The organism is Streptomyces sp. rh34 (assembly GCF_002551245.1).
Taxonomy (GTDB): Bacteria; Actinomycetota; Actinomycetes; order Streptomycetales; family Streptomycetaceae; genus Streptomyces.
Genome location: NZ_NTGZ01000214.1, coordinates 1 through 12,449, shown reverse-complemented (window position 1 = coordinate 12,449; position 12,449 = coordinate 1). Strand labels below are relative to the sequence as shown.

General features: G+C 70.6%; 11 protein-coding genes. 4 read left to right on the top strand and 7 right to left on the bottom strand.

The genetic code is table 11. From position 1 onward, the window contains the following. Nucleotides 1-118: 118 nt before the first annotated feature. Complete coding sequence (gene rpsD / locus CR470_RS28860) at nt 119-733, bottom strand: 30S ribosomal protein S4 (protein WP_018960518.1); 615 nt, start codon at nt 731-733, stop codon at nt 119-121. A 188-nt stretch (nt 734-921) separates the two neighbouring features. Here rpsD and CR470_RS28855 point away from each other — a divergent pair, with 188 nt between their 5' ends. After that, nucleotides 922-1,623 (top strand): DUF2470 domain-containing protein, encoded by a 702-nt coding sequence (locus CR470_RS28855; RefSeq protein ID WP_097870440.1) that lies wholly within the window; start codon nt 922-924, stop codon nt 1,621-1,623. 17 nt (nt 1,624-1,640) lie between these two features. Here CR470_RS28855 and CR470_RS28850 read toward each other — a convergent pair whose 3' ends face one another. Further along, complete coding sequence (locus CR470_RS28850) at nt 1,641-2,276, bottom strand: TetR/AcrR family transcriptional regulator (protein WP_097870439.1); 636 nt, start codon at nt 2,274-2,276, stop codon at nt 1,641-1,643. Nucleotides 2,277-2,394: 118 nt separating this feature from the next. Here CR470_RS28850 and CR470_RS28845 point away from each other — a divergent pair, with 118 nt between their 5' ends. Then, on the top strand, nt 2,395-3,027 hold the full coding sequence (locus tag CR470_RS28845; protein WP_097870438.1) for an FMN-dependent NADH-azoreductase: 633 nt from the start codon (nt 2,395-2,397) through the stop codon (nt 3,025-3,027). Between the two features lie 185 nt (nt 3,028-3,212). Here CR470_RS28845 and CR470_RS28840 read toward each other — a convergent pair whose 3' ends face one another. The 4 genes from CR470_RS28840 to CR470_RS28825 all read right to left on the bottom strand — a co-directional run bounded on the left by CR470_RS28840 (nt 3,213) and on the right by CR470_RS28825 (nt 7,604). Next, nucleotides 3,213-4,580, bottom strand: a complete 1,368-nt coding sequence (locus tag CR470_RS28840) for a replication-associated recombination protein A (protein ID WP_097870437.1) — start codon at nt 4,578-4,580, stop codon at nt 3,213-3,215. 64 nt (nt 4,581-4,644) lie between these two features. Next, complete coding sequence (locus CR470_RS28835) at nt 4,645-5,283, bottom strand: vitamin K epoxide reductase family protein (protein WP_097870436.1); 639 nt, start codon at nt 5,281-5,283, stop codon at nt 4,645-4,647. A gap of 353 nt (nt 5,284-5,636) precedes the next feature. Next, entirely contained in the window at nt 5,637-6,899 is a 1,263-nt protein-coding gene (hisS, locus tag CR470_RS28830) for a histidine--tRNA ligase (protein ID WP_097870435.1), read from the bottom strand. Between the two features lie 15 nt (nt 6,900-6,914). Beyond that, nucleotides 6,915-7,604, bottom strand: a complete 690-nt coding sequence (locus CR470_RS28825) for an MBL fold metallo-hydrolase (protein ID WP_069757090.1) — start codon at nt 7,602-7,604, stop codon at nt 6,915-6,917. A 149-nt stretch (nt 7,605-7,753) separates the two neighbouring features. Here CR470_RS28825 and CR470_RS28820 point away from each other — a divergent pair, with 149 nt between their 5' ends. Together CR470_RS28820 and CR470_RS28815 are read left to right on the top strand one after the other, a co-directional pair. Further along, on the top strand, nt 7,754-8,545 hold the full coding sequence (locus tag CR470_RS28820; RefSeq protein ID WP_097870434.1) for a peptidylprolyl isomerase: 792 nt from the start codon (nt 7,754-7,756) through the stop codon (nt 8,543-8,545). 226 nt (nt 8,546-8,771) lie between these two features. Then, nucleotides 8,772-10,001 carry a DUF349 domain-containing protein gene (locus CR470_RS28815; RefSeq protein WP_097870433.1) on the top strand — a complete coding sequence of 410 codons (1,230 nt, stop codon included), beginning with the start codon at nt 8,772-8,774 and terminating at the stop codon, nt 9,999-10,001. A 63-nt stretch (nt 10,002-10,064) separates the two neighbouring features. On the opposite strand, the gene CR470_RS28810 is transcribed toward CR470_RS28815, so the two are convergent. Then, nucleotides 10,065-12,347, bottom strand: a complete 2,283-nt coding sequence (locus CR470_RS28810; RefSeq protein WP_257138950.1) for a RelA/SpoT family protein — start codon at nt 12,345-12,347, stop codon at nt 10,065-10,067. Between the last annotated feature and the right edge of the window lie 102 nt (nt 12,348-12,449).

The window sequence follows — 12,449 nt, the reverse complement described above, 5'->3', positions numbered from 1 at the left end:
GGCCGGGCGCGGGCGGGGCGCCGCCCACGGGCGGATCCGGGGGAACGCGAAGGCCCGCCGCCTCCCGGATGACAGGGAGGGGCGGGCCGGAGCGCTGGTGAGAGCGGCTACGCCTGGATCAGCGGGCGTAGTACTCGACGACGAGCTGCTCGTCGCAGATCACCGGGATCTCCTTGCGGTTCGGGTCCCGGTCCAGGCGGAAGGCCAGGGCCTTCAGGTTCACCTGCAGGTAGCGCGGGGTCTCACCGTCGGTGTCGTAACCACCCTCGCGGGCCACCTGGAAGGGGACCTTGGAGCGGCTGCGCTCGCGGACCATCACGACGTCGTCGGGACGGACGCGGAACGACGGCTTGTCGACCTTGCCACCGTTGACCTCGATGTGGCCGTGGACGACCATCTGACGGGCCTGGTAGATGGTGCGGGCGATGCCCGAACGCAGGACCAGGGCGTCGAGGCGGCGCTCGAGCTCGACGACCAGCGCCTCGCCCGTCTTGCCTTCGGCCTTCTTGGCACGGTCATAGGCGCGCGCCATCTGGCGCTCGCTGATGTCGTACTGCGCACGCAGGCGCTGCTTCTCCAGCAGACGGACCTTGTAGTCCGAGTTCTGCTTGCGGCCACGGCCGTGCTCGCCCGGCGGGTACGGACGAGCTTCGAAGTACTTGACAGCCTTGGGCGTCAGAGCGATGCCGAGGGCACGCGACTTCTTGACCTTGGGACGCGACTGGTTAGGCACGTTCTCCAGACCTCCGTTGTAGGTTAGGTTAGGCTTACCTTACTCAAGGAGATCGCATGTCCAGCCCTGGGAACACCACTCACGTCACGGACAGCACAGACAGCGGCAACACACCTGAAGGTGCTGCTACGACGGAAGGCCGATCTGATCGTGGTCAGCCGCGTCCCAGCGGGCTTGAAAACACTCGGATGCCGTCAGCAGCCGAGCGCACACGAACTCTCGTACAGAGTACCTGCTCCGCGCTGCTCGTCGTACCGGGGCTCGATCCGGCCCGCGCCGAACCCCTGATCCCGGACAGCAGGAGCATGGGCCCCGAGGGCGACCTGTTCCTCGAATTCCCCGCGGATTCCCCGGCCGTTCGGGCCGCGACGCACGCGCAGGGCGACGAGCTGGCCGCCGTGCTGGAGATCACGGACGTCGCTCCGGTCTCCGTACCGCACCGGATCCGCGGCCGCGCGTGGGTCTCCGGCTGGCTCACCTCCGTGCCCGGCCTGGCCGAGCCCGGCCGGATGATGCTGCGCCTGGAGTTCGGCGAGGCGTACGTGGACGACCTCTGGGGCGCCGAGGACATCGAGCCGGAGGACTTCCGGGACGCCGCCCCGGACCCGCTGGTCCTCCACGAGCCGGAGCTGCTCCAGCATCTGCACTCCGCCCACGACGAGCAGATGCGCACCCTGTGCGGTCTGCTGGGCGAGCGCACCGCCCGCGCCTGCTCCTCCCGTGGGCCCCGGGCCGTACCGGTCGCCCTGGACCGCTTCGGGCTGCGGGTCCGCTTCGTCGAGGACCGGGGTTCCTGCTTCGACGCCCGCTTCGAGTTCCCGGAGCCGGTCCGCGACGTCACGGAGCTGCGCCGCGCCATGCGCACACTCTTCGAAGCGGCCGCCTCCTGATCCGGCGGCGCTTCCGGTCAGCCGCTCTCGCGGTCGGGCGGGGCGCTCAGCAGGCGGTGGACGAGGACGCTCCAGCTGTCGGCCAGTGGGCGGCCTTCGGCCGAGGAGAGGGGCCTGTCGGTCTCGGGCATGGCCAGGAACAGCAGCAGCGGGCCTTCGAGGGCGCCGGTCAGCTGGACGGCCAGGCTGTCCAGGTCGGGGAGATCGGCCTCGGCCTGTCCCAGCAGGACGCGCAGGTGCACACGCGTGATCGACGCCGCGCCGGCGGGGACGGGTTGGTTCCGGTCGAGGGCGGCGCGGGCGACGCTGTGATGGTCCAGCAGGAAGGCGATCCTGGCCTGCCCGTAGGCGACCATGCGGTCGAGCGCCGGGGCTCCCGGACCCAGTGGGGGCGGGCCGTAGAGCACCTGCTCCTGGAAGGCGCGGTCGTCGGCGTCGAGCAGGGCGCGGAAGATGCCGGCACGGGTGCCGAAGCGCCGGAAGACGGTGCCCTTGCCCAGGCCGGCGCGTTCGGCGAGGGCGTCCATCGTGACGCTGCAGGCGCCCTCGTCGGCCAGCATCTCCCGGACGGTCGCGAGGAGCCGCTCGCGGTTGCGCACGGCGTCGGCGCGTTCGGGGCGGGGCCGCCCCAGGGGGATGAGGGATCCGTTCACCTGTCCAACCTACCGCCCTCCACGGTAAGCGGGGTATAGTCCGTTTATGGCGGCGGCGAGGTGCTGCCCCGGGCCTTCCCGCCGATGCCCTCTACGACTGCCCTTGAGGAGTTCCACCATGAACCTGTTCCGTCTGGACGCGAGCATCTTTCCGACCACTTCGGCCAGCGCCGAACTGGCCTCCCTGGCCGAGGCCGAGTGGACTGCCGCGCACCCCGGCGCCACCGTGACGCGACGGCACATCGCCACGGACCCCCTCCCCTCCGATGCCTGGGCCCTGGCGACCACGGCCGGCTTCACCCCCGAGGCGGACCGGAGCCCGGCCCAGCGCGACGCCGCGGCTCTCGCGGCCACGCTCGTGGAAGAGCTGCGCGACGCGGACGCGGTCGTCCTCGCGGTGCCGTTCTACAACTTCGGGGTCTCCCAGCACTTCAAGGCCTGGGTCGACCTCGTGATCGCCGGAGCCGGCCCCACCGACCCGGTGCTCAAGGGCAAGCCCACCACCCTGATCACCACCATCGGCGGCGGCTACGGCCCCGGCGCGCCGCGCGAAGGATGGGACCACTCCACCTCGTACCTCGAGCGCATCGTCCGCGACGTGTGGCAGGCCGACCTCACCCTGGTCAAGCGCGAGCTGACCCTGGCTGCCACCACACCGGCCATGGAGCAGCTGCGGGACCTCGCGGACCAGCACCACACCGCCGCCAAGGAGCAGGCGCGCGAGGCCGGACTCGCCATGGCCGGCAACTGACGCGGCCCTCCGCCCGCGTGATCACGAGGGCCGGCCGGGTTCACCCGTCACCAGGTGCTCGGCACGGTCCTCGCGCTTGCCGCGTGCGGTGAGCAGGGGGCTCGCCCCGTTCAGGACCGGTCGCCGAGTTCTTCCAGGAGCCGGCGCCCCTTCAGCGCCTCAGGACACGATCCGCTGCTGGAGCCCTAGGACGGCTCCGCGCTCTCGCCGAAACGGCCCAGGCGCTCACGAACGCGCTCGACGACGTCCGCGTACCGCGCCTCGGCGCCGTAGCGGGTCGGGGTGTAGTACCGCCGGTCGCGAACGGCGTCCGGGGCGTACTGCTGGGCGGCGATGCCGCCCTGCACGTCGTGCGGATAGACGTACCCCTGGGCATGGCCGAGCTTGGCGGCGCCCTGGTAGTGGCCGTCGCGCAGATGGGCCGGGACGGGTCCCGCGAGCCCCTTGCGCACGTCCTCGCGCGCGGCGGAGATCGCCAGGGTCGCCGCGTTGGACTTGGGGGCGAGCGCCAGTGCGATGGTGGCGTGGCTGAGGGTGAGCGCCGCCTCCGGGAATCCGATCATGGCCACCGCCTGGGCGGCGGCCACGGCCGTCGGCAGCGCGGTGGGATCGGCCAGGCCGATGTCCTCGCTGGCCGAGATCATCAGCCGCCGGGCGATGAACCGCGGGTCCTCCCCCGCCTCGATCATGCGGGCCAGGTAGTGCAGAGCGGCGTCCACGTCGGAGCCGCGGATCGACTTGATGAGCGCGCTGGCCACGTCGTAGTGCTGGTCGCCGTCACGGTCGTACTTCACGGCGGCACGGTCGACGGTCGCCTCCACCGTCTCCAGGGTGATCTCCGCCTCGCCCGTGGCGATGGCCGCGCCCGCCGCGGCCTCCAGCGCCGTCAGGGCCCGGCGCGCGTCGCCGCCCGCGATGCGCAGCAGGTGCGCCTCGGCGTCCTCGGGCAGGGTGACCGCCCCGCCCAGGCCCCGCTCCTCGGTCAGCGCCCGGCGCAGCAGGGAGCGCAGGTCGTCGTCGGTCAGCGGCTCCAGGGTCAGCAGCAGGGAGCGCGAGAGCAGCGGGGAGATGATCGAGAAGTACGGATTCTCCGTGGTGGCGGCGATGAGGGTCACCCAGCGGTTCTCCACGGCGGGGAGCAGGGAGTCCTGCTGGGCCTTGGAGAAGCGGTGGATCTCGTCCAGGAAGAGGACGGTCTCCTTGCCGAAGCCGCCGGTGGCGCGGCGCGCGCTCTCGATGACGGCCCGGACCTCCTTGACGCCCGCGGTGATCGCGGAGAGCTCGACGAAGCGCTTGTTGGTCGCCTTGCTGACCACGTACGCCAGGGTCGTCTTGCCCGTGCCGGGCGGGCCCCACAGGATGACCGAGGACGCGCCGGCCGGACCGCCGCTCCCCTCGACGAGGCGGCGCAGCGGCGAGCCCGGCTTCAGCAGATGCTGCTGGCCGACGACCTCGTCGAGGACACGGGGACGCATCCGGACAGCGAGGGGGCTGCTGGACGGGTCCTTCTCCTGGCGGTCTTCGGCGGCTGCGGTAAAGAGGTCGGGCTCCACGTCATGAAGCCTATGCGACCCCACTGACAGCGCCGCCGGGGCCACCTACCGGAGTCGTAGGTGCTCAGCTGGTCCAGAAGTCCCACCAGCGGGTCAGGATCAGCATGCCGATGATCCCGATCCACATCACCGGCAGCACCCAGGGGAACTCGGTGAGCCCGCCGCGCAGCCAGGCCGGGGCCGGGAGGATGCGGTGCTTGACGTTGTGCGTGGTCACGTAGCAGAACATGACGATGGTGGCGACCCAGGCCAGGCAGCACCACAGGCAGAGCGAGTTGATGTTGTACAGCGACTGGTACTGGAGCCAGGTGCAGAAGCCGACGCCGAACAGCGTCCCGGCGTTCAGCCCGAGCCAGAACCAGCTACGGAAGCGCGCCCCGGCGAGCAGCCCCATCCCGATGGCGATGACCATGCCGTACGTGACGAGGCCCAGCATCGGGTTGGGGAACCCGAACACGGAGGCCTGCTCGCTCTTCATGATGTTGCCGCACGCGACGACGGGGTTGAGGCTGCACCCGGGGGTGAAGGAGGGGTCCTCCAGCAGCTTGAACTTGTCGAGGGTGATGACCCAGGCGGCCAGCAGTCCGGCCGCGCCGGTGATCACCAGGAGCAGGGCGAGACCGCGTCCGGCCCCGAAGGTGCGCTTGCGGCCGCCCTCGTCCTGATCGGAGGAGAGATCGTGGTCTACCGCTGCAGTCGTCATATCGCCGTTCCATCACCGAGTGGTCAGCCGGGCCAGGCGTCGCGGACCCGGTCCTGATCCGCCGGACACGCCCTGGGTCATTGTGCCGTACCCCCACACGGATCAACCGTTCGATGGACATAAGGATGTGCGCCCGCGAGCACTCTCCCGGGTGGACTCCGGAGGCGGCGGGGCCGGGACGACGGGTGATGCACGTGTCCCCGACACCGGTCCGGCGACGCCGACCGCGCGGGCGGCCCCAAGTCGGGATCACCGGCCAGGGTGAATCCCCGCCCGCCGGGTTGACGGCGGACGAGAAAGGCGCGGGCGGCAGGACCTCACGTCCTTCCGCCCGCGCCCCGCTCACGACTCGGTCAGCCGAGGCGCTTCGTCAGCTCCGCCGCGACCTCGGCCAGCGGCACCGGGCCCTGCTCGCCGGACTCCATGTCCTTGAGCTGGACGACGCCCTCGGCGAGATCGCGTTCGCCCGCGACCAGGGTGTAGCGCGCGCCCGAGCGGTTGGCGCTCTTCATCGCGCCCTTCAGGCCCCGGCCGCCGAACGCGAAGTCGGCGGCGATCCCCGCGCGGCGCAGCTCGGTGACGACGCCGAACAGCACCCGGCGGGCCTCCTCGCCGAGCGGGACCGCGTACACGCTGGTGGTGACGGGCAGGTCGAGCTCGACGCCCTCGGCCTCCAGCGCGAGGACCGTACGGTCCACGCCGAGCGCCCAGCCGACGGACGGCAGCGCGGGGCCGCCGATCATCTCGGACAGTCCGTCGTAGCGGCCGCCGCCGCCCACCGCGGACTGCGAGCCGAGGCCGTCGTGGACGAACTCGAAGGTCGTGCGGGTGTAGTAGTCGAGGCCGCGGACCAGCTTCTCGTCGTCCTCGAACGCCACGCCGGCCGTCGTGAGCAGCGCCCGGACCTCCTCGTGGTACGCCCTGCAGGCGTCGCAGAGGTAGTCGCGGAGCTTCGGGGCGTCGGTGAGCTGCTTCTGCACGTCGGCCCGCTTGTCGTCCAGGACGCGCAGCGGGTTGATCTCGATGCGGCGGCGGGTCTCGTCGTCGAGGTCGAGGTCGCGCAGGAAGGTCTGGAGCGCCTCGCGGTAGACCGGGCGGCACTCCTTGTCGCCCAGCGAGTTCAGCAGGATCCGGAACCGGCGCAGGCCCAGCGAGCGGTACGCCTGGTCGGCGAGGATGATCAGCTCGGCGTCCAGGACCGGGTCCTCGGTGCCGATGGCCTCCGCTCCGACCTGCGAGAAGTGGCGGTAGCGGCCCTTCTGCGGGCGCTCGTAGCGGTAGTACGAGCCGGAGTACCAGAGCTTGACGGGGAGATTGCCCGCCTTGTGGAGGTTGGCCTCCAGGGCCGCCCGCAGCACGGATGCGGTGCCCTCGGGGCGCAGGGCCAGCTGGGAGCCGCCCTTGGTGGTGAGGGTGTACATCTCCTTGGTGACGATGTCGGTGGACTCGCCGACACCGCGTGCGAAGAGTTCTACGTCCTCGAAGCCGGGCGTCTCGATGTAGCCGTACCCCGAGTCGCGCAGCGGGGCCGCGATGGCCTCGCGCACCGCCAGGAACTTCGCGGAGTCCGGCGGGGTCAGGTCGTACGTGCCCTTGGGGGCCTGAAAGGTGCTCACGAATACGTCTCTCGTCTACATTCCTCGGCGCGGCGCCGCGTCCAGACCGTTCAGATACGGGTTGGAGGCGCGCTCGCGGCCGATGGTCGTCTGGGGTCCGTGGCCGGACAGCACCACGGTCGAGTCGTCGAGCGGCAGGCACACGCGGGCCAGCGACTCGAGCAGCTCGGCGTGGTCGCCGCCGGGCAGGTCGGTGCGTCCGACGGAGCCGGCGAAGAGCAGGTCGCCCGAGAAGAAGACCGGCGGAACGTCCGCGGCCTCGGGCATCCCGAACGTCACCGACCCCTTGGTATGGCCGGGCGCGTGCGAGACGCCGAACTCCAGACCGGCCAGGGTCAGCTTCGAGCCGTCCGTCAGCTCCTTGACGTCGTCCGGCTCCCCCACGGTCAGCTCGCCCATGAGCGGCATCCCGATCGAGCGGCCGAGCGCCTTCTCCGGGTCGCTCATCATGTAGCGGTCCTCGGGGTGGATCCAGGCGGGGACGTCATGGGCGCCGCAGACGGGGACGACCGAGGCGACGTGGTCGATATGGCCGTGGGTGAGGACGACGGCGACGGGCTTGAGCCGATGCTTCTTCAGCGTTTCCTCGACGCCCTGGGCGGCCTGGTGGCCCGGGTCGATGATCACGCACTCCTCACCGGCGGCGGGGGCGACCAGATAGCAATTGGTCCCCCAGGCCCCGGCGGGGAACCCGGCAATGAGCACGATCGTCCTTAATGTTCGTCCGGAGGATGCGGCAACGGCGAAGGATGCAGCGGATCAGAGCCTACCGGCGCTCCTCATGACACAGGTAACCCATATACGGTACGGGCAACTCAGGCCCTCATCTCACGACGTAACAAGGAGCCCAACCGGTGTCCAGCAGCGAACAGCGGCGGCGGCAGCTCGCCCGGGAAAAGTTCGAGCGCCAGCAGAAGCGCCGGGAGGAGGCCCGCCGCAGGACGAGGCGGGTCACCGCGATCGTCGCGGCCTCGGTGGCCGTGGTCGCCGTCGTGGGTGTGAGCGCGTTCGTCGTGGCGGGCAAGGACGACGACAAGGGCAAGAAAGACGAGGCCGCGGCGAGCCAGAGCCCCACTCCGGAGCCCTCGAAGAGCGAGAGCAAAGCTCCCACGCCGCCGATGAAGATCGACAAAAAGGCGACGTACACGATGTCGCTCAAGACGAGCCAGGGCGACATCGCGTTCTCGATGGACGCGGCGAAGACTCCGGAGACGGTGAACTCCTTCAAGGCGCTCGCCGACAAGAACTACTTCGACGACACCAAGTGCCACCGGCTGACCACCCAGGGCATCTTCGTGCTCCAGTGCGGCGACCCCAAGGGCGACGGCACGGGCGGCCCGGGCTACAACATCCCGGACGAGAACCTGGACGCGCTCGGCAAGGCGGGCGCCGACGGCACGGTCGTCTACCCACCGGGCACGGTGGCGATGGCCAATACCGGTCAGCCCAACTCCGGGGGCAGCCAGTACTTCCTGGTCTACAAGGAGACGAAGCTCCCGCCCACCTACACCCCGTTCGGCACGATGGACGACGCCTCGCTGAAGGCCGTCCAGAAGGTCGGCGAGGCCGGTGTCGAGGGCGGTGCGGGCGACGGCGCCCCGAAGAAGGCCGTGACGATCGAGAAGGCCTCGGTCGAGAAGGGCTGAACCGGCGGCACGGAACCGGCGGGACGGCGACCGGCCGGGCGGCCCGGGGCTGAGCGGAGCGCTGCCCCGGGCCGGAGCGAAGAATTTCGGCCGTGCTGAGTGCGGACAGCCGGGTGGCCGGTCGCCTAGATTGGCGTTGTGCAGGGCGGGCGATGCCCGCCCCAGGAAACTGTGGACGATGCCCGGGGGGCGAACCCCCTCGCAGGCATCAGGTGGAGGAGGCGCTGTGAGCAGCGACCCGTGGGGCCGCGTCGATGAGACGGGCACCGTGTACGTGCGTACAGCCGAGGGCGAGCAGGTCGTCGGATCGTGGCAGGCCGGTTCCCCCGAGGAGGCTCTGGCCTATTTCGAGCGCAAGTACGACGGCATGGCGGTCGAGATCGGCCTCCTCGAACGGCGGGTGAAGACCACCGATCTGTCGGCGAAGGACGCGACGACGGCCATCGACCATCTGCGGCAGCAGGTCGACGAGCACCATGCGGTGGGCGACCTCGACGCGCTGCGCAAGCGGCTGGACGCGCTCGTCGCGACGGTCGAGGCGCGGCGCGAGGAGCGCAAGGCCCTCAAGGCCAAGCAGACCGACGAGGCCAAGCACGCCAAGGAGGCGCTGGTCGCCGAGGCGGAGGAGCTGGCGCAGAGCGAGCAGTGGCGCTCGGCCGGCGAGCGGCTGCGGGCGCTGGTGGACACCTGGAAGGGTCTGCCCCGCCTCGACCGCAAGTCGGACGACGAGCTGTGGCATCGCTTCTCGCACGCCCGCTCGGCGTTCTCCAAGCGGCGCAAGGCCCACTTCGCCGCGCTGGACGCCCAGCGCGAGGACGCCCGCAAGGCCAAGGAGAAGCTGGTCACCGAGGCCGAGGCGCTGTCCGGCTCCACGGACTGGGTGACCACGGCCGCGCGCTACCGCGACCTGATGACCGAGTGGAAGGCGGCGGGCCGCGCCCAGCGCGAGTCCGAGGACGACCTGTGGAACCGCTTCCGCGGCGCCCAGGACGTCTTCTTCGCCGCCCGCAGCGAGGTCTTCGCGGAGCGGGACGCCGAGCAGGGCGAGAACCTCAAGCTGAAGGAGGAGCTCGCCGCGGAGGCCGAGAAGCTGGTGCCGGTGAAGGACCTCAAGGCGGCCCGGGCCGCGTTCCGGTCCATCAACGAGCGCTGGGAGGCCATCGGCCACGTACCGCGTGACGCCCGCCCGAAGGTCGAGGGCCGGATGCAGGCGGTGGAGCGGGAGCTCCAGCAGTCCGAGGAGTCGGAGTGGCGCCGGACGAACCCGGAGGCGCGGGCCCGCGCCGCGGGTCTGACCGGTCAGCTCCAGGCCGCCGTGGACAAGCTGCGCGGTCAGATCGACACCGCGCGTGCCGCCGGCAACAACGCCCGTGCGGACAAGCTGGCCAAGGAGCTGGAGGGCCGTCAGGCGCTGCTGGACCAGGCGCTCAAGGGCCTGGAGGAGTTCGGCGGCTGACACCGTCGGAAAGGGGAGGGCCCCGGTACGCATCGCGTACCGGGGCCCTCCCCTTTTTTACTCCTACGGCCTGCGGGCCGAGGTGACCCGGTAGACGTCGTAGACGCCCTCCACGCCGCGTACGGCCTTCAGGACGTGGCCCAGGTGTTTGGGGTCGCCCATCTCGAAGGTGAAGCGTGAGGTGGCCACCCGGTCGCGGGAGGTCTGGACGGCCGCCGAGAGGATGTTGACGTGCTGGTCGGAGAGGATCCGGGTGACGTCGGAGAGCAGCCGGGAGCGGTCCAGCGCCTCGACCTGGATGGCGACCAGGAAGACGGAGGACTGGGTGGGGGCCCACTCGACCTCCAGGATCCGTTCGGGCTGCTGCGAGAGCGAGTCCACGTTGACGCAGTCGGCGCGGTGCACGGAGACGCCGCTGCCCCGGGTGACGAAGCCGATGATCGGGTCGCCGGGGACGGGTGTACAACAGCGGGCCAGCTTGACCCAGACGTCCTCGACGCCCTTGACGACGACGCCGGGATCCGCGTTGGCGCGGCGCTTGCCGCGACCGCCGTGCGAGGGCGGGGTGGACTCGGCGAGGTCCTCGTTGGCCTCGTCGTGGCCGCCGAGTGCCTGCACCAGCTTCTGTACGACGCCGGCGGCGGCGACGTGGCCCTCGCCGATCGCCGCGTACAGCGAGGAGATGTCCGGGTAGCGCATCTCGTGGGCGAGGGTCACCAGGGAGTCACCGGTCAGGATGCGCTGGATCGGCAGGTTCTGCTTGCGCATGGCGCGCGCGATGGAGTCCTTGCCCTGCTCGATGGCCTCGTCGCGGCGCTCCTTGGAGAACCATGCGCGGATCTTGTTGCGGGCGCGCGGTGACTTGACGAAGCCGAGCCAGTCCCGGGAGGGCCCGGCACCGGCCGCCTTGGAGGTGAAGACCTCGACCAGGTCGCCGTTGTCGAGCGTCGATTCGAGCGGGACGAGCCGCCCGTTGACGCGTGCCCCTATGGTCCGGTGGCCGACCTCGGTGTGGACGGCGTACGCGAAGTCGACGGGGGTCGCGCCGGCGGGCAGCGCTATCACGTCGCCCTTCGGCGTGAAGACGAAGACCTCGTTGCGCGAGAGGTCGAACCGCAGGGACTCCAGGAACTCGCTGGGGTCCTCGGTCTCCTTCTGCCAGTCCAGGAGCTGGCGCAGCCACGCCATGTCGTTGACGGTGTCCTGCCCGCGCCCGGTGCTCTTGGGTACGTCGGTACGCACCTTGGAGGCGCCGGCGGAGGGCTCCTGCTTGTACTTCCAGTGGGCGGCGATGCCGTACTCGGCGCGGCGGTGCATGTCGAAGGTGCGGATCTGGAGCTCGACGGGCTTGCCGCTGGGACCGATCACCGTGGTGTGCAGTGACTGGTACATGTTGAACTTGGGCATCGCGATGTAGTCCTTGAACCGCCCGGGCACCGGGTTCCACCGTGCGTGGACGGTGCCGAGCGCCGCGTAGCAGTCGCGGACCGTGTCGACGAGGACCCTGATGCCCACCAGGTCGTAGATCTCGGCGAAGTCGCGGCCTCGCACGATCATCTTCTGGTAGACGCTGTAGTAGTGCTTGGGGCGGCCGGTGACGGTGGCCTTGATGCGGGCGGCGCGCAGGTCGGCCTGGACCTCGTCGGTCACTATGGCGAGGTATTCGTCGCGCTTGGGGGCGCGCTCGGCGACGAGCCGGACGATCTCGTCGTACATCTTGGGGTAGAGGATCGCGAAGGCGAGGTCCTCCAGCTCCCACTTGATGGTGTTCATGCCCAGCCGGTGCGCCAGCGGGGCGTAGATCTCCAGCGTCTCGCGGGCCTTCTTCTCCTGCTTCTCCCGCTTGAGGTAGCGCATGGTGCGCATGTTGTGCAGGCGGTCGGCGAGCTTGATGACCAGGACCCGGGGGTCCTTGGCCATGGCGACGACCATCTTGCGTACGGTCTCGGCCTGCGCGGCCTCGCCGAACTTGACCTTGTCGAGCTTGGTGACGCCGTCGACGAGCAGGGCGACCTGGTCGCCGAAGTCGCGCCGCAGGGTGTCCAGGCCGTACTCGGTGTCCTCGACGGTGTCGTGCAGCAGGCCCGCCATCAGCGTCGCCGGGTCCATGCCCAGCTCGGCGAGGATCGTGGTGACGGCCAGCGGGTGGGTGATGTAGGGATCGCCGCTCTTGCGCTTCTGCCCCCGGTGCCAGCGCTCGGCGACCTGGTAGGCCTTCTCGATCTGGCGGAGCGTGGCCGTCTCGATCTTGGGGTCGTTGCCCCGGACCGTACGCAGGAGGGGTTCCAGGACCGGGTTGTACGGGCTGGAGCGCTGTACACCCAGTCGGGCGAGGCGGGCCCGCACGCGGTTGGAGGATCCGCCGGTGCGGGAGGCGGACCCGGTGGTGGCTCCGGCCTTCGCGGGGGGCCCGGGGGGCGGGGGCTGTCTCTTATACACATCTCTGAT